Origin of the sequence: Pseudoduganella violacea (genome assembly GCF_014191875.1) — a bacterium.
GTDB lineage: Bacteria > Pseudomonadota > Gammaproteobacteria > Burkholderiales > Burkholderiaceae_D > Rugamonas > Rugamonas violacea_A.
In genome coordinates this window covers 1-25,587 of record NZ_JACHXD010000011.1, presented here as the reverse complement: position 1 = coordinate 25,587, position 25,587 = coordinate 1, and the positions used below count along the sequence as shown (strand labels likewise).

Below are 25,587 nucleotides of genomic sequence, written 5' to 3'. Positions count from 1 at the left end.
GTCTACTTAGGAGGTCAAGCTGTGGGAATCCGCAAGAAGTTGATGCAATGGCTCGAGAAGTACTAGGGCGACTAGCTATTTGTGACTAGCTCGATGGCGGCCTTGCGGCGCGGCCGCCAGCCTTTTTCACTTGACATTTTGATACGCAACGCCGGCCGGCAACGTGAAACGCACCGCCACGCCGCCCTCGATGCGCAGGGTGATGCTGATCTCGCCGCCGATGCGGGCGATGCGTTCGCGCATGCCGATAATGCCCCAGTGGCCGGCCAGGCCGGCTTGCGCCACCTCGGGCGCGATGCCGATGCCGTCGTCGCGCACCTGGCACTCCACCGCGTCCATTGTGAAGCGCAGCTGCACGGCGATGCGGCTGGCGCGCGCATGCTGGACGCTGTTCAGGACAGCCTCGCGCAGGACATAGAACATCTCTTCCGCCGCCTCGCAGCGCAAGGGGCGCGGCTCACCCGCCGTCGACAGATGCAGCAGGTTGGCCGCCTCCGGCGCCACCTTGACGACAGCGTCATATAGCTCGGTCAGCAAGGTGCTGCTTTGCGGTTCGCGGCGCAGCGCCACCACCTCGTCGCGCGTATTCTCGACCAGCCATTCGGCGTCGCTCAAGGCCCGGTCCAGCAGCTTTTGCGTTTCCGGCTCATCCTTCAACCGCACTTGCACCAGCTGGAAGCGCAGCAGCAGCGCTTGCACGCCTTGCAGCAGATTGTCGTGCAGCGAGCGCGCGATGCGTTCGCGTTCGTTGAGTGTGGCGTCCAGGCGCGCTGCGACCTGCTCGCCGGCGCGGCGGTGCAACAGCGCGACCCGCCAGCGGTACAGCCAGACCAACGCGCCCAACACGGCCAGGACCGCCAACGCGCGGAACCAGGCGGTTTGCCATATGGAGGGCTTGATCTCGAAACGCAGCTCGGCCCCTGTCATATTCCATATCCCGTCCTCGTTGGCGGCGATGACGCGGAAGCGGTACTGGCCGGGAATCAAGTTGGTGTAATGGGCGCTGCGCTCGCGCTCGACCTCGCGCCAGTCGGCGTCCACGCCATCCAGCCGGTAGCGCAGGCGCACCCGTTCCGGAATGGACAAGGCGGTTGCCGTGAAGGCGATATCGACAGCGGTGGTACGCTCTGGCAGCTGTATGCCGTTCGCCGGCTCATAGACGCTCTGGCCCGCACGCAGTTGCTCGACAATGACGCTGGGCGGACGCTGATTGCGGCTGATCGCAGCCGGATCGATCCAGCCCACCTGGGAGAAAGTGGCGTAGTAAATACGTCCGCCATTTGCCACCGTCAGCGACGGCAGTGGACGGATCGCTGCCGCCAGCCCATGCAATCCATCTTCGAAGTTAAACAAGTCCCATTCGACAGGCTGGCGGGGATCGCGCCAGAAGCGTTCCAGCTCTGCGGCCGTCACGCGGAACAAGCCATCGTCGCCATGCAGCCAGAGATTGCCCATCGCGTCGCTCACCATGCCGGTGTTGCGGCGGAAGCTCTCCTTGCGCTTGGGCTGCAAAGCATGCGCCCTGTCGCCATCGATCCAGGCCACGCCGAAGTCGCCACCGGCCAGCAGCCTGCCCCGGTATTCGAACAGGCTCAATATATTGCCGATCTTAAGACCGGCATCTGGAGTCAGCAACTTGAAGCCGGTGGCCGTCAATTCACCGAGGCGGTTGCCGGTGAGGCCCAGCCATACCCGGCCGCTGGAGGTGGTCAGCATGCCGATGGGCGTAGGATCGGCGATGCCTACCAGGCCGCCATCCCGCGTCCAATGGCCTTCCTTGAAGCGCCATAGTCCACTGCGGATGATGGATACCAGCAGTTGGCCATCGCTGCCGGCGCTCATGCTCTGGATGTCGCGCCGGCCAGCCAGCTCTGGCGGCAGCTCCCAACGGCGCACTTCCTTGCCATGGTATTCCCAGAGCCAGGGCTTGCTGGCGACCCAGACATGGTCTTCGGCCTGGCGATAGAGGACGGCAGGTTTGTTTGGCGCCATCGGCTGCATGAGGCCATCGGTCCCCATCTTCGCAAGCGGCGCACTCTCTCCGCCCAGCCATAATTCATCGCCCAGCCCACGCTGCGCCAGCCAGTAGTAGCCGTCACTGGCTGTATCGACCAGATGGATGCGGTGGCGCCGGTAGCGCTCCACCCCATCCATTGTCGTGACCCATAGATTGGCTTCCCGGTCCAGAAAAGCGCCCAGGGGAATGCCATCCGACCGGCTGTCGTTGGCAAAAATCTCCACCGCCTGCAGCACGCCGTCCGGCCGGTAAGCCATGCGCGCAAAACCATTGTCGCGCGCGGCCCATAGGCTGCCATGCGGTCCATTGAACAGAAAATACTTGTAGCGCGCGGGTTCATCGACCCGGATCGGCCGGGGAGCCCGGAATGCGGACAGCTCCATGAAGCCGGTGCCGGGCAGCAGCGCAATCACACGTCCGCCCACGGAAGTCGTTTTCACCGGATTCAGATCGATGACATGGCGAAAATCGTCTGAACCGAGCGGCATGGTGTAGTAGCCGTGGTTGATGTTGGCCCATAAAGTGCCGTCGCTGTCGAATTTGATATGCGAGGCCAAGCCCGGCAAAGACTTGTCCTGGCCGAACGGTCCCAGCGCCCCTTGCGCAGACGTACCAGGCCCGAATTGGTCGCCGCATGCAGGACGCCCTGCCTGTCGATAGCAAGGCTCAGCGTCGAACCGGCCGGATAATCCTTACCGGCCACATAATGCGTGGCACCCGAACGGGTGAAAACGCTCAAGCCGCCGAACTGGTAGGCCAGGGCCAAACCGCCAGGCATGACTTTCATGGCCGAGATATTGACCGAAGGGATGCGCTGCCCATAAATGGATGTCGCGCGCCGGAAGCGAATGCCGTCGAAACTGTAAATCCCATTTGGCGAGGCAAACCACAGCATGCCATCGTCCGTCTGGGCCAGGGTTGTCACCTGCTGCGGCGCGCCGTCCGCCAGCGTCCAGCGCCGCCGCTCGTAGGATTCCTTATCGGCCGTGGGCGCCGCATGGGCGGCAAGGGATAGCCAGCAAAGTAGTAAAGCCAGGAACACGGACGGCAAAGCATCTCCATTTCATCGTGAAAGCGAAGGTGCGGAGTATACCGTTTTGCCCGGCAGCGACGGCTTCAGTCGCGGATGCCCAGCAGGGCCAGGCTGTAGGGCATGGTCTGGATGCCGTTGCGGCTGGCGTAATCCAGCGCGCGCTGCTTATCCGCGAAGGCCAGCAAGGGCTGGCGCGGCTGGCGGCCGATGTATTGGGCCTGCGCGGCGGGAATCCAATGTTCGCCGGACGCCCCGCTGTCGCGCACGAACATGGTGCTGATATGGCCGCGCTGTTCCTGGGCCGATGCGAGGGCGAACATTTCGGCCAGGTCGCAATGGAAGCTGGGAGCCGCGCCCCGGTAGTGGATCTGGCCCTGCGCGGCGCAGCGCATACCGGACGGCGCGGAGACGGCCGCCGCCTGGCTATCGCCGGCATGCGTCTGCCAGAAGGCCAGCAGCAGAACCGCGCCGATGGCGGCCAGCTGCATGGCGTAGGTACGCAGCGTGGTTTTCATGGGCGGCCGCCAAGTCAGCCGGTGCAGGTGCAGGCGGCGCCGGCGCCGCAGCCGCCCGCCTGGCCGGCGCTGCCGGCGCCCTGCTGCGCGGCGGCCGGTCCGCCATGTTCCGGACTGCGGGCCGGCGGACCAAGCTTGCGCTCGATCGGGCAGACCAGCGGCAGGAAGCATTCCTGGCGCGCGGAATAGGCCATCAAGGCGCCGCTTTGCATGTCGAAGTACCAGCCGTGCAGTTTCAGCGATCCCTGTTCGACGCGGCGCTTGACCCAGGGATAGGTCAGCAGGTTTTCCAGCGATTGCAGGATGCTGGCCTGTTCGCAGGCGGTGTGCTGGTGTTCCAGGCTGCGATGCGCCAACTCGTGCTTGACGCGGCGCGCCACCGGTTCGGCGATGCGCATCCACTGGCCGACAAAATCGGTTTCCGCCGCCGGCGCACCTGGCGACATCAGAGCGCGGATGCCGCCGCAGCGGGCGTGGCCCAGCACGATCACGCGCGCCACCTGCAGATTGCAGACGGCGAATTCGATGGCCGAGCTGACGCCGGGCGGCGCTGTCGGCGTGCAGGGCGGCACCAGATTGGCGATATTGCGCACCACGAACATATCGCCCGGGTCGCTGCCGGTCAACAGCATGGGGTCGACGCGCGAATCGCAGCAGCCGATCAGCAGCGTGGTAGGGTGTTGGCCGTCACGCAGGGTGTCGTAAATGGTTTGCGGCTCGCTGAAATACTGTTCCTGGAAACGGCTGAAGCCGCGCACGAATTTTTCGATATCTTCCATCACTACTCCATTTCTGCCGCCGGCGCGGCGCCCCGGGTGGCGGATTTGCGTGACAGCAGCGCGCTGGCGTCGCCAAACGCCTGGATCGTGGCGCCGGCTTGTGCCATGGCCGCCGCGCGCTTGCTGCGACCAAGCGGCTGGCCGGCCTGGCGCGGGGCCGGAGCCACCGTGCCGCCGGTGTTCAGACGGAAGACCGCCACCACGCCACGCAGACGGTCCGCCCGCTCTTGCAGCGCTTGTGCGGCGGCGGCCACTTCTTCCACGCGCGCGGTGTTTTCGCGCGTGCCCTGGTCCATGCCGCTGATGGCGTTGTTGACCTGTTCGATGCCGGCGGTCTGGTCGCGGCTGGCGTCGCTGATGCCGCGCATGATGTCCGTCACCTGCTCCACGCTGCTCAGGATGTCGGACATGGTGCCGCCGGCCTGGTCGGCCAGTTGCGCGCCGGCGATGGCTTGCTGGCGCGATTCGGTGATCAGTTCGCGGATCTGGCCGGCCGCCTTGGCCGACTGCTGCGCCAACTGCTGCACTTCGCTCGCCACCACGGCAAAGCCCCTGCCCTGCTCTCCGGCGCGCGCCGCTTCCACGGCGGCGTTGAGCGCCAGCAAATTGGTCTGGAAGGCGATGTTGTCGATCACGCCGATGATGTCGGCAATGCGGGCGGCGGACTGGTTGATCGACCCCATGGTCTGCACCACCTGCTCAACCACGGCGCCGCCCTTCTGCGCCACCGCCGATGCTGACTGCGCCAGCTGGTCGGCCCGCTGCGCGCTGCTGCCGTTCTGGCGCACGGTCACGGTGAGCTGGGCCATCGAGGCGGCGGTCTGCTCCAGCGCGGCGGCCTGTTGCTCGGTGCGCAGGGCCAGATCGGCGTTTTCCTGGGCGATGCCGCGCGCGGCGCTGGCGATGGCGTCGGTGCCGTCGCGCACGTCGCCAACGATGCGGGCCAGGCTGCCGTTCATATCCTTCAGCGAGGAAATCAGCTGGCCGGTTTCGTCGCGCGCATGCACTTCAATATGCTGGGTCAGGTCGCCCTCGGCCACGGCGCGCGCCACGCGCACCGCCTTGTCGAGCGGACGCACGATGGCGCGCTGCAGCAAGATGCCGATCACGCCCGACAGCAGCAGGCCAAAGGCAATGGCGACCAGGCAGCTGGCGCGCACGCGCTGGTAAATAGTCTGGGTGTTTTCGAATTCCCTCTTCGCCTCGCTCAGTTGCAACTGCATCAGGGCGTCCACATGCTTGCGCACGGGGGCGAAGTAGTCGCGAATAGGGCCGTGTACCAAGCTGCGGGCCAAGGCGTGATCCTGGGCGCGCAAGGCGGCGATGGCCGGCTTCAGGCCTTGCGCCACGAACAGGCCGCGGGCGGCGACGAATTCGCGCGCCAGCTTGCCCTCCTCCTCGGTCAGACCGCTGGCCATATAGGCCGTGGTCAGGTCGCCGATCTCACGCATGCGTTGTTCGACCTCGCGCATCTCGCTTTCGACCTGCGCAGGCTCGGCATCCACCGATTCGGCGATGGAGAGCTGATTGCTCAGCACCAGCCGCACGATCTGGTCCAGCTTGGCCATCGGCAGCATGCGGTCTTCGTAGTTGGCGCGCAGCGCGTTATTGGCCGCCGCCAGGCTGACCAGGCCGACGATGCCGCCCGCCACCAGCAGCACGGAGAGAAAGGTAATGACGAACGCAAGCCGCATCCGTATCGTCAGATGCTTCAGATTATTCAGCATGCCTACCTCAGCCCGCGCAGAGACGCAGTTTGTCCGGGTCGAGGATGGTGACGCGCCGTCCTTTGAAGGAAATCAGCTGCTGGCCGCTCAGCTCCGACATGATGCGCGAGAAGTGCTCGGGCGTCAGGTTCAAGCGCGAGGCCAGCACGGCCTTGGCGACCGGCAGCGTGATCTCGGTGCTGCCCGGCTGCTCTTTCAGCAGGTAGGCGCTGACACGCTGGGTGCCGGAGCGCAGGGAATACGATTCCAAGTCGCACATCAGGGCGTGCATGCGCTGGCTCAGGCCCGCCAACATCTTGCAGGCGAAGCCGGGATCGTTCTGGATCTCGCGGAAGATGGTGGGCTTGGCCACGTGCAGCAGCAGCGAATCGGCCATGGCTTGCGCCGACACGATGTAGGGACTTCCCATGAACATCAGCGCTTCGCCGAAGCTGTGGCCGGGGCCGACCAGTTCGATCACTTTCTCGGCGCCGTTGACCGACACGAAGGACAGCTTAACCTGGCCATACACCACGGCGTGGAAGCCGACGCAGGGATCGCCACGCTGGAAGATGGTTTCGCCGCGCGCCACATGGCATTCGGTGGTTCCCAGCGCGATGCGGTCCAGCTCTTCGGGGCGCATCGAGTTAAACAGGGGTACGCGGGCTAAGAATGCCTGTACCTTGATCTTGGTCTTATCCATAGCAAATCCTTAAATCGTTGTCGAGTAACGCAACGGCGCCGGGCCTTCCATCCGCACGGCCGACAGATACTGGTCGAACACCATGCAGATATTCCGGATCAGCAGGCGTCCCCGCATCTTCACCTTCATGCTGCGTTCACTCACGCTAAGCAGGCCTTGCTCCTCCAATTGGCGCAGCTGTTCCAGCTCGGAGGCGAAGCACTGTTCGAAGGACAGGCCTTCGGGCAGCGCCACGGTGTCGAAATCGAGTTCAAAGTCGCACATCAGGCGGCCGATGATGTCGCGCCGCAGCAGGTCTTCCTGGTTCAGCGAGATGCCGCGCGCGATCGGCAGTTCGCCGCGATCGAGACGGTTGTAGTAGGCCGCCAGGGTTTTCTCGTTCTGGCTGTAGCAGCCGCCCACGGCGCTGATGGACGACACGCCCAGCGCCACCATATCGGCGTTGGCATGGGTCGAATAGCCCTGGAAATTGCGGTGCAGGCGGCCTTCGCGCTGGGCCAGCGCCAGGTCGTCTTCCGGCTTGGCGAAATGGTCCATGCCGATGTAGACGTAGCCGGCCTCGTTCAGCTTCTTGATGCACAGGCCGAGCATTTCCAACTTGGCTTCCGGCGAAGGCAGTTGCGAGCTCTCGATCAGGCGCTGCGACTTGAACAGATGCGGCAGGTGGGCATAGTTGTAGACGGCGATGCGGTCGGGATTGGCGTCGATCACCTTGTCCAGCGTGGCGCTCATGGTCTGCACCGTCTGCAGCGGCAGGCCGTAGATCAGGTCGACGCTGATGGAGCGGAAGCCGGCCGAACGGGCGGCGCGCATCACATGCAGGATCTGGCGTTCCGACTGCACGCGGTTGACGGCGCGCTGCACATTCGGATCGAAGTCCTGGATGCCAAGGCTGATGCGGTTGAAGCCTTGGCGGCGCAGTGTGTGGATGCGCAGCGCCGAGACGGTGCGCGGATCGACTTCGATCGAGTACTCGCCCTTCTCGTCCGGCGCGAAGCGAAAGCGCGCGCGCAGGCCGGCCAGCAGGTTCGACATCTGCTCGTCGTCGAGGAAGGTGGGCGTGCCGCCGCCGAAGTGCAGCTGCTCGACGCGGTTGCGGCCTGCGAACAGGGCCGCCTGCAGCTCGGTTTCCTTTTCCAGGTACTGCAGGTACTGCACCGACTTCGTGCGATCCTGGGTGATGATCTTGTTACAGCCGCAGTAGTAGCACAGCGAGGCGCAGAACGGTATATGCACGTACAGCGACAGGCCGTGCTCCATGCCGCCCCGGCTGCGCGCCACGGCGGCGCGGTAGTCGGCCGGGCCGAAGCCCGGGATGAAGCGGTCCGCCGTGGGATACGAGGTGTAGCGTGGACCATTCTTGCTCATGCGCCGCACCAGGGCGGCGTCGAATTCTACCTGAGGCACCAGCGGAATGACGCCGCGCCTACTGGGGGAAGGATCGTTCAGCATGGCATTGCCGCACCTTTCCGCGCATAGCACCACCAGGTGATGGCTATGCAGCTTGCATAGAAGGCGATGAAGCCCCACAACGCCGCTTCGGCACTGCCGGTCAGCGCAATCGAAGTACCGTAGCTCTTCGGAATGAAGAAGGCGCCATAGGCCGCCACGGCGGAGGTAAAGCCCAATACCGCCGCGCCTTCCTTGTTCGCTTCCACCACTGCCTGCTCCTGCTCGGCCTTGCTCTTGCCGGCGGCGGCGCGTTGGCGCTCGGTCAGGAAGATCACGGGAATCATGCGGAAGGTCGAAGCGTTGCCGACGCCGGTGCCGGCAAACAGCAGCATGAACATCCAGAAGAAACCGGTGAAGCTGCCCGCCACGCCGGCATCGGCGTTGGGCAGGAAGGCGATCACGCCCATTACGGCGCCAATCATGCCGGCGAAGGTCCAGACGGTGACGCGGGCGCCGCCAAGCTTGTCGGAGATGACGCCGCCCACCACGCGCGCCAGGGCGCCGACCAGGGGGCCGAGGAAGGCAAACTGCAGCGGGTTCACATCGGGGAACTGGGTCTTGATCAGCAGCGGGAAGGCAGCCGAGTAGCCGATGAAGGAACCGAAAGTGCCGGTATAGAGCCAGCACATCAGCCAGTTATGCTTGCGCTTGAAGATCACGGCCTGCTCGGCGAAGGAAGCCTTGGCCGACGCCAGGTCGTTCATGCCGAACCAGGCCAGCACGGCGCTGGTCAGGATGAAAGGCACCCAGATAAAGCCGGCGTTCTGCAGCCAGATTGGCTTGCTCTCGCCCGCTTTCACCAGCATTTGCGGTTCGCCGCCCAGGGCGCCGAAGACGCCGGCGGTAATCACCAGCGGCACCACGAACTGCACCACCGACACGCCCAGATTGCCCAGGCCTGCGTTCATGCCGAGCGCATAGCCTTTCTGCGCTTTCGGGTAGAAGAAGCTGATATTCGCCATCGAGGAGGCGAAGTTGCCGCCGCCCAGGCCGCACAGCAGGGCCAGAATCAGCATGGTCGGATAGCCGGTGCTCACGTCCTGCACCGCGAAGCCGATGCCGGCCGCTGGAATCAGCAGCGAGGCGGTGGAAATCGTGGTCCATTTGCGGCCGCCGAAAATCGGCACCATGAAGGAGTAGAAGATGCGCAGCGTCGCGCCGGACAGGCCAGGCAGCGCCGTCAGCCAGAACAGCTGGTTGGTGCTGTACTTGAAGCCGATGTTCGGCAGATTAACCACCACCACGCTCCATACCATCCAGACCGCGAAAGCCAGGGCAAGCGCAGGGATCGACAGCCAGAGGTTGCGATTCGCGGTACTGCGGCCCTTGTTTTGCCAGAAGCCGGTCAGTTCCGGCTCCCATGTGGTGATCACATATTTGCTCATGATTTAGTCTCCAGGATTTAAGCAGCGGCCGGCAGCGCAACAGGAGCGGATGCAGCCGGTTTGAACGAGTAGTGCATCCACACCAGGGACACGCAGACGGTGCCGTACAACAGCATGAAGGCGCTGGAACGCACGCCGGTCAGGTCGACCAGGGCGCCGAACATGATCGGCAGCACGAAGCCCCCCAGGCCGCCGGCCAGACCCACCACGCCCGAGACAGCGCCGATATTGCCGCTGAAGTCGTCCGCGATGAATTTGAAGACGGATGCCTTGCCGATGGCCATGGCGGTGCCGACGATGAACAGCAGGCCGGTGAACACCAGCGGCGATACCGAGATATCCATGGTCATGTCGCCGTTGACGGTTTTGATGACCATGCTGGTTGGCGGATAGGACAGCAGGAAGAAGCACACCCAGCACACCCACATCACCCACCAGGTCACTTTGTGGGCGCCGTAGCGGTCGGAGATCCAGCCGCCCAGGGCGCGCAGCACGCCGCCCGGCAGCGAGAAGCAGGCCGCCAGCAGGGCCGCCAGTTGCAGATTGAAGCCGTATTCGCTGACGTAGTATTTGGTCATCCACAGCGCCAGCGCGACATAGCCGCCGAACACTACGGAGTAGTACTGGCAATAACGCCATACACGCGGGTCTTTCAGCATTTTCAGCTGGGCGCCCAGCGAGGCGTCGCCGCCTTTGACCTGGTGCGAAGGATCGGTATAGCTGAACTGCCAGAAGATCAGGGCCGTCAGCGCCATCGCCACCGCGTACACGGTCGGCAGCATCTGCCAGCCGTAGGCGCCGATGATGGCGGGCGCGACGAACTTGGTCAGGGCCGAGCCGGAGTTGCCGGCGCCGAAAATGCCCATGGCCAGGCCTTTGCGCTTGGGCGGGAACCAGCGCGCCACATACGGCGTGCCGACCGAGAAGGAACCGCCCGCCAGGCCGACGAACAGGCCAAGCACCAGGAAGTGCCAGAACTCGGTGGCGATGCTGATCATCCAGATCGGCACCACGGTCGCCAGCATCAGCAGGAAGAACACGATGCGGCCGCCGTGCTTGTCGCACCAGATGCCCAGCGGGACGCGCACCAGCGAGCCGCTCAGGACGGGAATGGCGGCCAGCAGGCCGAATTGGGTTTCGTTCAGATTGAGCTGCTTCTTGATGGGGATGCCCAGGACGGCGAACATCATCCAGATTGCGAAGCAGATGGTGAAGGCAAACGTGCTGGCCACCAGCACGGATACCGCTCTGTTGTCTTTTTCTTTGCTCACGTCGTTTCTCCCTGCACTATCGGATGACGACAGAGTAATTTTTCGCAAGCTTATGCGCCATTCGTCTAAGGGAGGTTTTTCCAATTCATGCTGCTTAGGGTGCTAGTACTAAATGACTAGGCAGCCCTAATCAGATCGGCCAGCGTCACTCTGTCAAGCACCGACAGGTAAGCCCCGGTGGCCGCCGACAGCACGCCTTTCAGGCCGCACCAGGGCGCGTTGGCGCAGGCGTTGGCGCTGCTGCCGAAACAGGCGGCCATCTCGAAATCGCTCTCGGTGGTGCGCACCACCTGGCCGATATTGATGCCATGCGGTTCGCCGCGCAGGCGGATGCCGCCATTGCGCCCCCTCACGGTTTCCACCATGCCGCAGCGGCCCAACTGGTGCACCACCTTGGTCAGATGGTTTTTCGATATGCCGTGCAGCACGGCGATGTCCTGGATCGTCACCAGGCGGCCACGGTGGACGCCCAGGTAAATCAAGGTACGCATGGCGTAGTCGGTGTATGCGGTCAGTCTCATGGCCTTATTCCATATAGCTTGCTTGCTCGGTATGGATTATTCCGAAGCCTGGAGCATTTGTTGATGACCTATCTTAAGAAAAACATAGATTCTTTATACTTCTTTTCTGAAGATGCCTAAACTGCTCGCATACCACCTTCCCTTCAACCATAACAATGAGGAAACCATGCCATGCACGCTACGCGCAAACTCTGGACTTGGTTAGCAGTTATCTGCGCCCTGTCTTTCGCCGTCCTGGTCTGGGTCGGCAAGGAGATTTACCTTGCTGCTCCACCAATACCTAAGCAAGTCATCAGCCTGAAAGGGGACGTTCTGTTCTCCGAGGGCCAAGTGCAGCGTGGCCAGGAAGCCTGGCTCGCCGCCGGCGGCCAGCAGCTCGGCTCCGTGTGGGGACACGGCAGCTATGTTGCTCCCGACTGGTCGGCCGACTGGCTGCACCGCGAAGCCGTCGCCCTGCGCGATATCTGGGCCCGCAAACAACACGGCGCGCCCTACGAGCAGTTGAGCGTGGAGCAGAAAGCCGGCCTGGATGCGCGCCTGAAGACCGAGATGCGCCAGAACGGCTATGACGCCGCCACCGGCGCCATCTCGCTGTCCGAGGAACGCGCCCAGGCGGTGCAGGAAGTGGCTCGCCACTACATCGGCCTGTTCGGCAACGATGAAGACCTGAACCTGCTGCGCATCCAGTACGCGATGAACGCCAACTCGCTGACCGACCCTGACGACCTGAAAGCCCTGCCGGCCTTCATCTTCTGGTCCTCGTGGTCGGCTGCCGCCAATCGCCCTGACGGCAGCGGCATCAGCTACACCAGCAACTGGCCGCACGAACCGCTGGTGGACAACCGTCCTACCGCGGGCACCGGCATCTGGTCCATCGCCTCCGTGATCCTGATGATCGCCGCCATCGCTGGCATGATCTTCGTCCACGCCAAAGCCGGCGAAGAAGCCGATCCTGAAGCGCCGAAGGCCGATCCCTTCTTCAACCTGAAAGCCACGCCGTCGATGCTGGCCACGAAAAAATACTTCTTCGTGGTGATCGCACTGATCCTGGCCCAGGTTGGCATGGGCGTCGTCACCGCCCACTATGCGGTGGAAGGCCAAAGCTTCTTCGGCTTCCCTCTGGCTGAAATCCTGCCCTTCACCGTCAGCCGCACCATCCACACCCAGTTCGCCGTGCTGTGGATCGCCACCGCGTGGCTGGCTACCGGCCTGTATATCGCACCAGCCATCTCCGGCCATGAGCCGAAGTTCCAGAAGCTGGGCGTGAACCTGCTGTTCTACGCGCTGCTGTTCATCGTGGCCGGCTCCACCATCACCGGCTGGCTCGGCACCCTGGGCCACAAAGGCAACGAGTTCGCCTTCTGGATCGGCAACCAAGGCCTGGAATTCACCAGCATGGGCCGCGTATGGCAGATCCTGCTCTTCGTCGGCCTGCTGTTCTGGGCTACCCTGCTGGGCCGCGCCCTGTGGCCTGCTCTGACCAAGCCTTCCGAAGGCCGCGGTCTGATCGTCATGGTCTTCCTGGCTGCAGTCTGCATCGGCGGCTTCTACGCCACCTCGCTGACCTGGGGCCGTCATACCCACTACGCGATCATCGAGTACTGGCGCTGGTGGCTGGTCCACCTGTGGGTTGAAGGCTTCTTCGAAGTGTTCGCCACCGCCGTTATCGCACTGCTGTTCACCCGTCTGGGCCTGATCCGCGCCGCGACCGCCAACAGCGCCATCGTGCTGGAAACCATCGTGTTCCTGACCGGCGGCATCCTGGGCACCCTGCACCACCTGTATTTCACCGGCACGCCAACCTATGTGATCGCCCTGGGCGGCATGTTCTCGGCACTGGAAGTGGTACCGCTGTCGATGCTCGGCATCGAGGCATGGAACAACTACCGCCGGTCCAAATCGGCGCCGTGGGTGCAGAGCTATCGCTGGGCCATCCTGTGCTTCATCGCAGTGGGCTTCTGGAATCTGGTCGGCGCCGGCCTGCTGGGCTTCGCCATCAACACCCCGATCGCCCTGTACTACGTGCAAGGCCTGAACCTGACGGCAGCCCACGGCCACGCCGCCCTGTTCGGCGTGTACGGCATGCTCGGTATCGGCCTGATGCTGTTCTGCCTGCGTGGCCTGACCGACCGCCTGGCATGGTCCGACCGCCTGCTGGCGCCAACCTTCTGGCTGCTCAACATCGGCCTGGCCATGATGGTGTTCATGTCCGTCCTGCCGGCCGGCATCTACCAGGCCGCGGCCAGCATCACCGAAGGCATGTGGTTCGCCCGCTCGCCTGAAGTGATCCACTCGGTCGTGATGGAAACGCTGGTGTGGCTGCGCGTACCGGGCGACATCGTGTTCACCTGCGGCACCGGCTTCCTGACCCTGTTCGCGCTGCGCCTGATCGGCAAGCGCAAAGAAGCCGCCAGCGGCGCCGCCGTCGGCAGCAAGGTCTAATCTGATTTAAGCCAAGGGGAATCCATGTTCACGCATGGGTTCCCATTTTTTTTCATCGAGGAGTTTTTCATGCACGATTGTTCCCAGCCCACCGCCGCCGGCATTTACGCGTTCGACGCGCGCGGCATCGCCAAGCGTTTCCGCCACGCCGCCATCTTCGGCGCGCTCGACGCGCTCAATCCGGGCGAGGTAATGCGCTTCTGCAACGACCACGATCCGATCCCGCTGCTGCACCAGATCGACCAGCACTTCGGCCAGCATGTGCGCATCTCTTACGTCTCGCGCAATCCGGGCGAAATCATCATCGACTTCCTGATCGCTTCCTGAGCCATCTTTAAGCCTCTTCTAAGCGCTTCTTAAGCGCGTCAGCGTCGCATCCTCGCGGGCTTAATGGTAAGCTGCGGGGATGGACTACTACACCCTCAAACACATCCACATGGGCTGCGCTGCCTTAAGCGGCAGCCTTTTTCTTTTGCGCGGCAGCTGGATGCTGCTCGACTCGCCCAAACTGCAGCAGCGCTGGGTCAAGGTGATGCCGCACATCGTCGACAGCCTGCTTTTGCTGAGCGCATTGGCGATGGTTTTTCTCAGCGCGCAGTACCCTTTCGTGCAAGGCTGGCTCACCGCAAAAGTACTAGCTCTGTTGGTCTATATCGGCCTCGGAACGGTGGCTTTAAAACGCGGCAAAACCAAGTCCGCCCGAGTGGCGGCGCTGGTTGGCGCCCTAGTCACTTTTGCCTATATCGCCGCAGTTGCCGTCAAGAAGACACCATTTCCCTTCCTTTGAATCCCCAAGAATCCGTAACTTAGATCATGGCTGGGCTTCTCACCCGCTCGTAGGATGGTAACGACATCAGGTGCTTTTGGATGTCGACATAACCAAACTAGAAGGTGAGAAGAAAATGAAGAAGAAATACGGTATCGCTCCTGCAATGTTCGCATGCCTGGCTGGCGCCTTCGCGATGGCGCCCTTCGCTGTCCAGGCAGCGCCTGAGCTGCCAATCGTTCAACATGAACTGGTAGCGCCACCTAAGGTCCCACCACGCATCACCCGCAAAACCCCAGCCCGCGTCGTGGTGCACATGACCGTGGAAGAGTTCGAAAAAGAAATCGCTCCCGGCACCAAGTACACCTTCTGGACTTTCGGCGGCACCGTTCCGGGCAAGATGATCCGCGTGCGCGAAGGCGACACGGTGGAACTGCACCTGAAGAACCTGGCCGAAAACAAACTGCCGCACAATATCGACCTGCACGCCGTGACCGGCCCAGGCGGCGGCGCCGAGCGCACCCTGATCGCTCCCGGCAATGAAGCCATCTTCACCTTCAAAGCGCTGAACCCAGGCCTGTACGTGTATCACTGCGCCACCGCGCCAGTGGCCATGCACATCGCCAACGGCATGTACGGCATGATCCTGGTCGAGCCGAAAGAAGGCATGGCGCCGGTCGACAAGGAATACTACGTGATGCAAGGCGACTTCTACACCGCCGGCAATTACCGCGCGCCTGGTCTGCAAGCCTTCGACATGCAGAAGTCGATCGACGAGAAGCCAACCTATGTGCTGTTCAACGGCGCCGACGGCGCGCTGACCGGCGAGAATTCGCTGACCGCCAATACCGACGAGAAGATCCGCATGTTCTTCGGCGTGGGCGGTCCGAACATCACGTCGAGCTTCCACATCATCGGCGCCATCTTCGACAAGGTCTATCTGGAAGGCGGCAAAAACTTCCAGGAAAACGTGCAGACCACCATGGTGCCTGCCGGCGGCGCAACCATCGCCGAGTTCAAGACCAAGGTGCCGGGCAACCTGACCCTGGTCGACCACTCGCTGAGCCGCGCTTTCCACAAGGGCGCCATCGGCCTGCTGAAAGTGACCGGTCCTGAGCGTCCTGAAGTCTTCGGCCCAAGCGTGAAACGTCCACTGACCGACAGCACCGTGAACAAGACCGAGCCGGCGGCCAAGCCAGTACCGCAAGCGGCCAAGCCAGCCGCAGCGGCTCCCGCGTCGGCCGCCGCCAAACCGCAGCAGCACGCGCGCGGCAAAGCCGTGTACGAAGCTAACTGCGCCGCCTGCCACCAAGCCGACGGCAAGGGCGTGGACGGCGTGTTCCCGCCGCTGGCGAATTCGGACTTCGTGCAACAGCGTCCGGACGAACTGGCCGCCATCATCAGCCAGGGCCGCAGCGGTGAGCTGGTCGTCAACGGCAAGCGCTATAACGGCGTGATGCCGCCGCAAGACCTGAACGATGAAGATGTAGCTTCGGTCATCAACTACATCAGCGCCGGCATGAACCGCGGCAAAGAAGTGGCAACGGCCGAACAGGTACGCACCCAACGTAAAGCCAAGGTGCAATAATGGCCACCCCGCGCGGTTCCCTTCTGCGCGGGCTGGGCAGCGCCGCCGTGCTGCTGGTGCAGTTGCTTGCACCAGCCGGCGCGGTGGCCGCGGCGGCGGACGATGGCGCCCTGAGCGCCACGCCCGCCGCCAGCTACCGCAAAGTGCCTGGCGGTTCGCTGCGCAGCGTGCTGCCGGCCGATGGCGTGGATGCCCCGGCTACCGTCGCCCCCTTCCTGCTGCGGACCAATCCCGTCAGCGTGGAAGAATTCAAGAACTTCCTGGCCAGCCATCCCGAATGGCAGCGCAGCCAGATCCCCCGCCTGTTCGCCGCCCCCGCCTACCTCGCCGCCTGGCAGGGCGATATGGACAGCGCTCCCCTGCAAGCCAATTCCCCCGTGACCCAGGTCAGCTGGTATGCCGCCCGCGCTTTCTGCGAGGCCGAAGGCGCCCGCCTGCCGCGCTGGTACGAATGGGAATTCGCCGCCGCCGCCAGCGCCACCCGCGCCGACGCGCGCGAGGACGATGAATGGCTGCTGAAGATCCTGAGCTGGTACGAACGGCCGGGCAATGTGCGTCCCGGTCCGGTGGGACTGGACGAGGCCAATCTGTATGGCATCCACAATCTGCATGGCCTGATCTGGGAATGGGTGGACGATTTCAGCGGCCTGTTCGTCAACGCCGACAGCCGCGCCAAGGGCGAGCAAAAAACCATGGAGTTCTGCGGCGGCGCCGCCGTCTCGCTGGCCGACCGCCGCAACTACGCCATCCTGATGCGCCTGGCCCTGCTGGCCGCGATGGAAAGCAATCAGCACGGCGCCAATCTGGGCTTCCGCTGCGTGCGCGACGTGCAGCCCGAAACGGCCGCCGCGCAATAAGCTAACAAGGAGTACATATCATGCAAAGACGCGATTTCCTGCACGCCGCCAGCGCCGCCCTGGCTTTGGGCGGCGGTCTTGGCCTGCCCTCGCTGGCCGGCGCTTTCTCCCTGCCCGGCTTTGCCAATTCGCTGCCGGGCGATTCCCTGTACCGACTGGACGCCCAACTGACCGACCAGGATGGCAAGCGTTTCCGCCTGGCCGACCTGGCCGGCCGCCATATGCTGGCCACCATGTTCTACGGCGACTGCAACACGGCCTGCCCCATCATCATCGAAAACCTGCGCCAGACCATTACGGCCTTGAAAGCGCCATCCGGCAAACTGGGCGTGCTGATGGTCAGCCTCGACTCCATGCGCGACGCGCCGCCCACCCTGGCCAAGCTGACCAGCACCCACAAGCTGGACACCGCCATCTACCGCCTGGCCGTGGCCAAGGACGAGATGACCACGCGCGCCGTGGCGGCCGCGCTGAACGTGAAATTCCGCGTGCTGGGCGGCGGCGACATCAATCATAGCAGCCGCATCTCCCTGCTCGATCCGCAAGGCGTGGTGGTCGCTTTCAGCTCGGTGCTGGACGTCTCGCCCGACCCCGAACTGCTGCGCGCGACGCGCAAGGCGCTGAAATTGACCTGAATCAAGGATTTTCAACACCGCAACAGTTTACCTTTGACCACGCCATATTTAGCCACTAATCTCTACGCATGCACTAAATCTAGTGTTTTACGGAGAGATTATGGCTACCGACGTGGTACAGATTACGAGCAATATCATCAAGCGCGACGGCCGCAGCGAAGCCTTCGACGCCGCCAAGATCACGGCCGCCCTGCGCAGTGCCGGCCAGGCCAGCGGCGAGTTCAATGCCGACGAAGCGGAAATCCTGTGCCAGCAGGTGCTGCTGCGCTGCGCCGCCCTGACGCCTTCGCGCATGAGCGTGGAGCAGGTGCAGGACATCGTCGAAGGCGTGCTGTATGATGCCGGCCACCGCAAAACCCTGCGCGCCTACGTCGTCTACCGTGAGCAGCACAGCAAGCTGCGCCAGGACCGCAAGTCGCTGGTGGACGTGGAATCCTCAATCAACGAATACCTTAACCAGCAGGACTGGCGCGTCAACGCCAACGCCAACCAGGGCTACTCGCTCGGTGGCCTGATCCTGAACGTGTCGGGCAAAGTCATCGCCAACTATTGGCTGAACCACGTCTATCCGCCGGAAGTGGGCCAGGCCCACCGCGAAGCCGACATCCACATCCACGACCTCGATATGCTGGCCGGCTATTGCGCCGGCTGGTCGCTGCGCACCCTGCTCAACGAAGGCCTGAACGGCGTGCCGGGCAAGGTCGAAGCCGGCCCCGCCAAGCATATGTCGAGCGCCGTCGGCCAGATCGTCAACTTCCTCGGCACCCTGCAGAACGAGTGGGCCGGCGCGCAAGCCTTCAGCTCCTTCGACACCTATATGGCGCCCTACATCCGCAAGGATAAGCTGGACTACACCGCCGTGCGCCAGTACATGCAGGAGCTGATCTACAACCTGAACGTACCGTCGCGCTGGGGCACCCAGACCCCGTTCACCAACCTGACCTTCGATTGGGTCTGCCCGGAAGACCTGCGCGAACAGATCCCCGTCATCGCCGGCCAGGAAATGCCGTTCAGCTATGGCGATCTGCAGGTCGAGATGGACATGATCAACCGCGCCTACATCGAAGTGATGATGGCCGGCGACGCCAAGGGCCGCGCCTTCACCTTCCCGATCCCGACCTATAACATCACGCCGGACTTCGACTGGACCAGCCCGAACGCCGAGCTGCTGTTCGAGATGACGGCGCGCTACGGCCTGCCCTACTTCCAGAACTTCATCAATTCGGAACTGAAGCCGAATATGATCCGCTCCATGTGCTGCCGCCTGCAACTGGACCTGCGCGAACTGCTCAAACGCGGCAACGGTCTGTTTGGCTCGGCCGAGCAAACCGGCTCCCTCGGCGTGGTCACGGTCAACTGCGCCCGCCTCGGTTATCTGCATAAAGGCGACGAAGCCGGCCTGCTGGCCGCCCTCGACCGCCTGCTGGAACTGGGCAAGGTCAGTCTCGAAATCAAGCGCAAGGTGATCCAGCGCCATATGGACAATGGCCTCTTCCCTTATACCAAGCGCTATCTGGGCACGCTGCGCAACCACTTCTCGACGCTGGGCGTGAACGGCATCAACGAGATGATCCGCAACTTCAGCGGCGACCAGGACGACATCACCACGGCCGAAGGCCGCGCCCTGGCCATCCGCCTGCTCGACCACGTGCGCGCCCGCATGCTGGAGTACCAGGACGAAACCGGCCATATGTACAACCTGGAAGCCACGCCGGCCGAAGGCACGACCTACCGCTTTGCCCGCGAAGACCGCAAGCGCTTCCCGGACATCCTGCAGGCCGGCACGGTGGACATGCCCTACTACACCAACTCCTCGCAGCTGCCGGTCGGCTTCACCGACGATCCGTTCGAGGCACTGGAACAGCAGGACGAGCTGCAGCGCAAATACACCGGCGGCACCGTGCTGCACCTGTATATGACCGAGGCGCTATCCACCTCCCAGGCTTGCAGCTCGCTGGTGCGCCGTTCGCTGGAACGATTCGGCCTGCCCTATATCACGGTGACGCCGACCTTCTCGATCTGCCCGAAACATGGCTACTTGAGCGGCAAGCACCAATACTGTCCGAAATGCGATGCAGAACTGCTCGCCCGCAAGCAGCGTGAAGCTGCCTAACCTTGAAACCACTGAAGGAGAAATCATGACCGATCTGAGCCAGGCCACCCATCTTGCCAACGCCGCCGTCACCCTGAGCGACGCCGAGCGCCAGCCCTGCGAAATCTGGACCCGCGTGATGGGCTACCATCGTCCGGTCTCTTCGTTCAACACGGGCAAGAAGGGTGAGTTCCATGAACGCAAATACTTCCGTGAATCCCGTGCAGCCGCCTGCCACAGCTGAACGCTCGGCCAACGCGCTAAAGGTGGGCGGCGTCACGCCGTTCACCGCGACCGACTTCCCAGGCAAGCTGGCGATGGCGGTCTTTGTGCACGGCTGCCCCTGGCGCTGCGGCTATTGCCACAATCCCGAGCTGCAGCGCCGTCCCGAGCAATCGGCGATCGCCTGGCAGGAAGTCTTGGAACTGCTGGAGCGGCGCAAAGGCTTGCTGGACGGTGTGGTGTTCAGCGGCGGCGAGCCGACCATCGATCCGGCGCTGGAAGCGGCAATCGCCGAAGTCAAAGGCCTCGGTTACGCGGTCGGCCTGCACACGGCCTGCATCTATCCGCAACGGCTGGCGCAGATCCTGCCGATGCTCGATTGGGTGGGTTTCGACATCAAGGCCAATGAGCGCCTGTATCCCGGCATCACGGGCGTTCCGGGCAGCGGCTCGGCGGCCTGGGACTGCGCGCGCCGCATCATCGCCAGCGGCGTCGATTACGAATGCCGCACCACCGTCCATCCCCAACTGCTGCTGCCCGAGCAGATCTACGAACTGGCTTTCGACCTGGCCAGCATGGGCGTGCGCAATTTCGTGCTGCAGGAGTTTCGCCAGGAAGGCTGCGGCGACGCGGCCCTGAACGCCAGCGCCCTCCCAGGCTACCCCGGCACCGACCTGCTGCGCCGCATCGCGCCGCTGTTCGAGCGCTTCCAGTGGCGGGGTGCCGCGTAGAAGGAATCATGCAATAGTTCCGCGATGCCTATTCTGGCTTCGCGGCTATTGCAACCACACCGTCGTCGTAACCAACGCAGTAGCACTGACCAACCCTTGGGTTGGTATTCCAGTTGGATGAGTCGTGGATAACCAAGACATCGGGTTCAACTTCCTGGACAACCCGGCTTGCGTCCGCATACAGAATTTCGCCAGTGTAGAGATGATTGTCGCTCAACAGATTGGCAATGCGTGTTTGAGAATATGAGCGCAAGGCAGTGAGCAATTCATGTCGTAACGTACCGTCCTCATTACGTGCGGCGCGATGCGATCGGATGCCGTTGCAAACCCTACGCTTATCGTCTTCACCGGGGTAGTCGACGCCAAGGTCAGCTCTGCCTTCGATGATATCGAGGTCGAGCAAACCTGCCTCCAAACCAGCATCGATCCATCGGAAATCGTTCTCCGCGCTGCGTACATACTTGGAAATCGCAGTGTCGTTCACATCGAGGAAGTAGGCGCGAATACCTCCGAACTCCAGCATCACCAACGGAAAAGCTGCCGGCAATGACGAATTCCGTGTGCGGGCCACACTTCGCGGCCGCTTCTAAGGCAAGCTGGATCTGCTCACGTCGCATCCGCTAATGTTTGGAACTTACGCACGGATGCAACGAAAGGGGAATTCTGGCGTAATGCAGCCGCACGGGGCGAGCGCTCTTCAAGAATCTGAGCTGCCTGCAGGGGATGCAGTAGCAACTCTTTCCATGCGTCGATATAGTCCTGACTACACAAATTCCCTCGCTCCCATAACGCGACCTGCTCATATGCAAGAGCTAGAACCACGTCCGCACCAGTTGCGACGCCACCGCGCAGCGCGAGAGCTACCGGACGATGTTTTTCGAGGCGACGCTCGTTCACATCGGCGACCGATACTACGGCTTGCGCTGGATTATGGTGGTGATTTTCCATCAGATAGCTTTACGATTCAAGGACTTGGCATGGATTCCACGTCCTCATCGTAGCACAATTTCGCTCAAAAAATGAGCAGCGCAAGACACCTTTGAGTTTGAATGGACGGCCATCAGCCGCTACTTCCGATCACTTTCCTGGACAGTTAAACCACAGCAGCGCTGAACGACTCGGGCCGCCGCGCAAGCAGATGGGACAGCCGTTGAAGACCCGCCTGCAAGCGTCCGCGGTTCCTGATGCTACCCAAAGAAATCCGGATGGCATTCACGGAAGCGCCGCCGGTAGCGAATGTCTCCGCCGGCGTGACTGCGATGCCTTCGCTGTCGGCTGCGCGCGCCAGCTGCGAGGAGTTCCAATACGCCGGTAATTCGAGCCATACATGCAGGCCGTCTCCGGCGCCGCTGTAGCGCCCCGCCAGAATATCCCGGGCCATGCGGTGGCGCAGGCGCGCCTCGGTGCGTACGCCTTCCATCAATCCATCAGCCGAGCCGTCGAGTATCCACTGAGTGGCCAGGGCGGCCGTCAGAGGAGCGGCCATCAGCGCAAATGCTCTTAGCGCAGCCAAGAAACGTTCGCGTTCGTGCGGGTCGCGTATCAGCACGAAGGCGACACGCAAGCCGGGCGTCAGACATTTCGACAGGGTTGAGATGTAGTACACCTGTTCCGGGGCAAAGGTGGCTATCGGCGGTGGCGGGGCATCGGCAAGAAGCCAATAGGGATCATCCTCGACGATACGCACATTGCAGCGCCGCGCGATGCTGGCAAGCTCCCTGCGCCGGTGTTCCGGAATGGTGATGGCGGTCGGGTTCTGTAATGTCGGATTGAGGAAGACCAGCCCAGGTTTATGCTGGCGGCACGCCTCCTCCAGCATCTCAGGCACCATCCCGTGCTTGTCCGCTTCCACCGCAATGAGGAGCCGGCCGAATTGGGTCGCCGCCGCACGCAAGCCGGGGTAACTCATTGTCTCGGCCAGGATGACATCGCCAGACTCCGTCAGCGCGAGGATCAATGCGGCGATCGCCGCTTGCGCGCCCGGACAAACAACGAGCTGCCGCGCATCCAGATGCCCGAACATCGGTTCGAGCCATTTAGCTCCAGCCTTGCGGTCGGAATCGCTTCCCCCGGCCAGGTGGTAAGTCATCAGCAATTCATTGTCGGCCCTCATCAGTACTTGAGACAAACCCTGCTTCAACATATCGTCGAAGTCCACGCCCTCCGGCGGTGGCGGGGTATTCATGCTCAGGTCGAGGATCGAGGTCAATTCGACTTTCGGCGCCGCGACATAAGTGCCTCGGGCGCCGCGGCCTTCCAACAAGTTGCGGCGTCTGGCCTCGTCGTAGGCGCGCGTGATCGTCGTCAGGTCGACGTCCAGCTGTGCCGCCAACTGGCGCTGCGGAGGTAGACGGTCGCCCGGTTTCAGCGAGCCATCTGCCACTGCCGCCTGCAAGGCATCCGCAATTTGCAAGAAACGTGGCCCGCCATTCACGGCCAATCGCGGCAACCAAATCGGCACATTTTCATCTTGTATGGTTTTCAACTGGGACAGTTTGTCTCTATGTATGGAAATTGCTTTTAAGTAGTATGCATCAGAACGAGCAGCAATACCATCCTTGCATGACTCAAGCAATACGCTGAAGCTGTGCTACTCACGATAGATACTATCAAGTAAAAACCTGGAAAGACTCAACATTATGGAATGGACCCCGATAGTCTTCGTTACGTTCAAGGCGCTCGTGCTCTGCACGGGGATGTTCTTCGCCATCAAGTGGCATTACGATCAAGGGAAGAAGGGGAAGCAGACGGAGAGGCGCGCGGTGCTGCGCGCAAGCGGCAAGGTGGCCGCAGGCTTCATGGTATCGCTCCTGGGCCTGGGGCTCCTCACCTTCTTCCTTAGCAGGATGTTCGGTTTGGACTTGACCCTTCCCTGATGGCACAGAATAGTCGGCCGATATTCACCTGGCAGTAATGCGTCGAAGCGGCCATAGCTCGAGTAGTACAGCAGAGCGCACCAAAGCAGGCGCGGCGAGCGCCTGCCTCCGACTAGGTGCAACGACCGCCAGCGGCAGCAATGGGGGTGTACTGAATTCTGTGTAAACGGGTTTTCGTTTAACCCTGCGGCACCCGGTCTTCAAACTGGATGGCGAAGCGGTTCAGTGCAGCTTTCCAGTCCCGTATCGGCATCGTCCATTTCTTGCTGATGTTGTTCAGCGCCAGATAAAACAGCTTGCTCACAGCCTCATCGGTCGGAAAGGAACTGCGGGTCTTCGTGACTTTTCGCAGGCTCATATTAATCGATTCAATCGCGTTCGTGGTGTAAATCACCTTACGGATTTCCGGCGGGTAGTCGAAGAACGGGATGACGCGCTCCCAGCTGCGGCGCCATGACTGACTTATTGGTTTATACTGTTTATCCCATTTTCTCTCAAATTCCGCCAGCCGGAGCTCAGCCTCGTCGGCGGTTGCCGCGCTGTAGATTAGCTTCAAATCGGCGGCCACTTCCTTCTGCGCTTTCCAGGGAACGAAGTTCAAGCTGTTGCGTACCATATGCACAATGCACAGTTGAACGGCGGCCTGCGGATAGACCGCCTCGATGGCGTCCGGGAAGCCTTTTAAACCGTCGACGCATGCGATGAAGATATCCTGCACGCCGCGGTTTTTGAGTTCGGTCACGACCTGTAGCCAGAACTTGGCGCCTTCGGTTTGAGAGATCCAGAGGCCCAAGACTTCCTTGTGGCCTTCCATGTTGACGCCGATGGCCAGGTAGAGCGCCTTGGTGCGCACCGCGCCGTTGTCGCGTACCTTGACGTGAATGCAGTCGAGATACAGGATCGGGTACACGGCGTCGAGCGGGCGGGCCTGCCAGAGCTTCACATCCTCGCTGACGGCGTCCGTGACGCTGGAAATGAGGGTCGGTGACACCTCGGCACCGTACATCTCCTCCAGGTGGCTTTGAATCTCCCGCACGCTCAGCCCGCGCGCGTAGAGCGAGATGATTTTGTCGTCAAAGCCGGCCCAGCGAGTTTGGTTCTTGACCACGATTTGCGGCTCGAATGTCCCCTGGCGGTCGCGGGGCACGTCCAGCGGCAGGGCGCCAAAGTCGCCCTTGAGGGTCTTGGTGCTATGGCCGTTGCGGGTGTTGCCGGTGTTGTTGGTCACCTCGCCGCTCTTATCATGGCCCAAGTGATCGGTCATTTCGGTCTCCAAGGCGCGCTCCACCAGCATCTTGGTGAGCTGCTTGAGCAGGCCGTTTTCACCGATCAGGTCCTCCGGCTTCTGATAGTTCGCCAGCAGGCTGTCGGCCAGTTTGAGCAGCTCCGGATCGGGCTTAGCCCGCTTGTTACGCTTTACAACGGTCATTAAATCTCCTTGAGGCGGCAGTGTCCTGCCAAATGACCGTTTACACAACATTATTTACACCCTCGCAGCAATAGGTAGAACTTCTCCTCAGCCGTTCGCATCATTTGGTGTGATAGACCTTGATGATGCGCCCATCCTGTTTTGATATTACAGCAGTGGCAACGCCACCAACCCAGCCGCCTGGCACACTCCCCGTAACAGTCCACAGACCGCCTTTCAATATGGCGTTATATGGCTTTTCCGACGCAATTTGCTTCTCCCCATAAATAGGGTTCCAGACCGCAACCGCAATTGAAATGGCTGTCGCCGCATCAGGCACCATCCCTACCTTCGGTTTAAAGCCAGGAGTATTTTCGGACTCTTTGAGCGCTCTTGACGCTGCCGTATCTGCAGAGGCAAAGGTAGATACCGTCAGAGCCGCAAGCAGCAATAGAATATTTGTCTTTTTCACGTGTATCAGAATTTGGGATTACCTAGGGAAGCACTGATTAATTCATCAGGCGCTGCTCCGCGCGGCAGTCGGACCTGAGACAATAGCGGCATCCCCACTGTTCGCCATCGGCCATG

General features: G+C 62.2%; 25 protein-coding genes. 10 read left to right on the top strand and 15 right to left on the bottom strand.

Going from position 1 to position 25,587, the window contains the following annotated elements; translation table 11 throughout:
- Positions 1-126: 126 nt before the first annotated feature.
- From FHS03_RS18725 to FHS03_RS18685, 10 genes are all read right to left on the bottom strand, one after another.
- Entirely contained in the window at positions 127-2,574 is a 2,448-nt protein-coding gene (locus tag FHS03_RS18725; protein ID WP_229426297.1) for a sensor histidine kinase, read from the bottom strand.
- Complete coding sequence (locus FHS03_RS28230) at positions 2,463-3,068, bottom strand: hypothetical protein (RefSeq protein ID WP_229426281.1); 606 nt, start codon at positions 3,066-3,068, stop codon at positions 2,463-2,465. The genes FHS03_RS18725 and FHS03_RS28230 overlap by 112 nt, the downstream gene beginning before the upstream one ends.
- A 65-nt stretch (positions 3,069-3,133) precedes the next feature.
- Positions 3,134-3,565 carry a nitrous oxide reductase accessory protein NosL gene (locus FHS03_RS18720; protein WP_183442472.1) on the bottom strand — a complete coding sequence of 144 codons (432 nt, stop codon included), beginning with the start codon at positions 3,563-3,565 and terminating at the stop codon, positions 3,134-3,136.
- 14 nt (positions 3,566-3,579) lie between these two features.
- Positions 3,580-4,344, bottom strand: coding sequence for a carbonic anhydrase (locus FHS03_RS18715; RefSeq protein WP_183442471.1), 765 nt, complete (start codon positions 4,342-4,344; stop codon positions 3,580-3,582).
- 2 nt (positions 4,345-4,346) lie between these two features.
- On the bottom strand, positions 4,347-6,071 hold the full coding sequence (locus tag FHS03_RS28435; RefSeq protein ID WP_183442470.1) for a methyl-accepting chemotaxis protein: 1,725 nt from the start codon (positions 6,069-6,071) through the stop codon (positions 4,347-4,349).
- A 7-nt stretch (positions 6,072-6,078) separates the two neighbouring features.
- Positions 6,079-6,753: a Crp/Fnr family transcriptional regulator gene (locus FHS03_RS18705; RefSeq protein WP_050407258.1), complete on the bottom strand. Its 675-nt coding sequence runs from the start codon at positions 6,751-6,753 to the stop codon at positions 6,079-6,081.
- Positions 6,754-6,762: 9 nt separating this feature from the next.
- A complete protein-coding gene (gene hemN / locus FHS03_RS18700) occupies positions 6,763-8,205 on the bottom strand; it encodes an oxygen-independent coproporphyrinogen III oxidase (RefSeq protein ID WP_183442469.1) in 1,443 nt (480 codons plus the stop codon).
- Entirely contained in the window at positions 8,199-9,590 is a 1,392-nt protein-coding gene (locus tag FHS03_RS18695) for a NarK family nitrate/nitrite MFS transporter (RefSeq protein WP_183442468.1), read from the bottom strand. Before FHS03_RS18695 ends, hemN begins: the two co-directional genes overlap by 7 nt.
- 17 nt (positions 9,591-9,607) lie before the next feature.
- Entirely contained in the window at positions 9,608-10,861 is a 1,254-nt protein-coding gene (locus FHS03_RS18690) for an MFS transporter (protein WP_371871735.1), read from the bottom strand.
- A gap of 116 nt (positions 10,862-10,977) precedes the next feature.
- Entirely contained in the window at positions 10,978-11,382 is a 405-nt protein-coding gene (locus FHS03_RS18685; protein ID WP_183442467.1) for an RrF2 family transcriptional regulator, read from the bottom strand.
- A 171-nt stretch (positions 11,383-11,553) separates the two neighbouring features.
- On the opposite strand from FHS03_RS18685, the gene FHS03_RS18680 reads away from it, so the two are divergent.
- From FHS03_RS18680 to FHS03_RS18640, 9 genes are all read left to right on the top strand, one after another.
- A complete protein-coding gene (locus tag FHS03_RS18680; protein WP_183442466.1) occupies positions 11,554-13,824 on the top strand; it encodes a nitric-oxide reductase large subunit in 2,271 nt (756 codons plus the stop codon).
- 69 nt (positions 13,825-13,893) lie between these two features.
- The gene (locus FHS03_RS18675) at positions 13,894-14,151 is read left to right on the top strand and encodes a DUF2249 domain-containing protein (protein WP_183442465.1); all 258 of its coding nucleotides are present in this window, start codon (positions 13,894-13,896) and stop codon (positions 14,149-14,151) included.
- A gap of 79 nt (positions 14,152-14,230) precedes the next feature.
- The gene (locus FHS03_RS18670; protein WP_183442464.1) at positions 14,231-14,611 is read left to right on the top strand and encodes a SirB2 family protein; all 381 of its coding nucleotides are present in this window, start codon (positions 14,231-14,233) and stop codon (positions 14,609-14,611) included.
- Positions 14,612-14,786: 175 nt separating this feature from the next.
- Positions 14,787-16,178, top strand: coding sequence for a copper-containing nitrite reductase (gene nirK / locus FHS03_RS18665; protein ID WP_443094315.1), 1,392 nt, complete (start codon positions 14,787-14,789; stop codon positions 16,176-16,178).
- Positions 16,178-17,035, top strand: a complete 858-nt coding sequence (locus FHS03_RS18660; RefSeq protein WP_183442462.1) for a formylglycine-generating enzyme family protein — start codon at positions 16,178-16,180, stop codon at positions 17,033-17,035. Before nirK ends, FHS03_RS18660 begins: the two co-directional genes overlap by 1 nt.
- A gap of 20 nt (positions 17,036-17,055) precedes the next feature.
- Entirely contained in the window at positions 17,056-17,670 is a 615-nt protein-coding gene (locus tag FHS03_RS18655) for an SCO family protein (RefSeq protein WP_183442461.1), read from the top strand.
- A 100-nt stretch (positions 17,671-17,770) separates the two neighbouring features.
- Positions 17,771-19,783 carry a ribonucleoside triphosphate reductase gene (locus FHS03_RS18650; protein ID WP_183442460.1) on the top strand — a complete coding sequence of 671 codons (2,013 nt, stop codon included), beginning with the start codon at positions 17,771-17,773 and terminating at the stop codon, positions 19,781-19,783.
- A 25-nt stretch (positions 19,784-19,808) separates the two neighbouring features.
- A complete protein-coding gene (gene nrdD / locus FHS03_RS28430; protein ID WP_183442459.1) occupies positions 19,809-20,006 on the top strand; it encodes an anaerobic ribonucleoside-triphosphate reductase in 198 nt (65 codons plus the stop codon).
- Between the two features lie 22 nt (positions 20,007-20,028).
- Positions 20,029-20,715 carry an anaerobic ribonucleoside-triphosphate reductase activating protein gene (locus tag FHS03_RS18640; protein WP_223306078.1) on the top strand — a complete coding sequence of 229 codons (687 nt, stop codon included), beginning with the start codon at positions 20,029-20,031 and terminating at the stop codon, positions 20,713-20,715.
- 28 nt (positions 20,716-20,743) lie between these two features.
- Here the strand turns inward: FHS03_RS18640 and FHS03_RS18635 are convergent, their stop codons facing one another.
- The 3 genes from FHS03_RS18635 to FHS03_RS18625 form a co-directional block, all read right to left on the bottom strand.
- Positions 20,744-21,262, bottom strand: a complete 519-nt coding sequence (locus FHS03_RS18635; RefSeq protein WP_183442457.1) for a KfrB domain-containing protein — start codon at positions 21,260-21,262, stop codon at positions 20,744-20,746.
- A gap of 59 nt (positions 21,263-21,321) precedes the next feature.
- Positions 21,322-21,663, bottom strand: a complete 342-nt coding sequence (locus tag FHS03_RS18630; RefSeq protein ID WP_183442456.1) for a hypothetical protein — start codon at positions 21,661-21,663, stop codon at positions 21,322-21,324.
- A gap of 145 nt (positions 21,664-21,808) precedes the next feature.
- Positions 21,809-23,191, bottom strand: a complete 1,383-nt coding sequence (locus tag FHS03_RS18625; RefSeq protein WP_183442637.1) for an aminotransferase-like domain-containing protein — start codon at positions 23,189-23,191, stop codon at positions 21,809-21,811.
- Positions 23,192-23,354: 163 nt separating this feature from the next.
- Between FHS03_RS18625 and FHS03_RS18620 the strand changes: the two genes are divergently transcribed.
- Positions 23,355-23,591, top strand: a complete 237-nt coding sequence (locus FHS03_RS18620; RefSeq protein ID WP_183442455.1) for a hypothetical protein — start codon at positions 23,355-23,357, stop codon at positions 23,589-23,591.
- 178 nt (positions 23,592-23,769) lie between these two features.
- On the opposite strand, the gene FHS03_RS18615 is transcribed toward FHS03_RS18620, so the two are convergent.
- Positions 23,770-25,020: an IS256 family transposase gene (locus tag FHS03_RS18615; RefSeq protein ID WP_183442454.1), complete on the bottom strand. Its 1,251-nt coding sequence runs from the start codon at positions 25,018-25,020 to the stop codon at positions 23,770-23,772.
- Between the two features lie 100 nt (positions 25,021-25,120).
- The gene (locus FHS03_RS28670) at positions 25,121-25,471 is read right to left on the bottom strand and encodes a YbbC/YhhH family protein (protein WP_183442453.1); all 351 of its coding nucleotides are present in this window, start codon (positions 25,469-25,471) and stop codon (positions 25,121-25,123) included.
- Positions 25,472-25,587 lie beyond the last annotated feature (116 nt).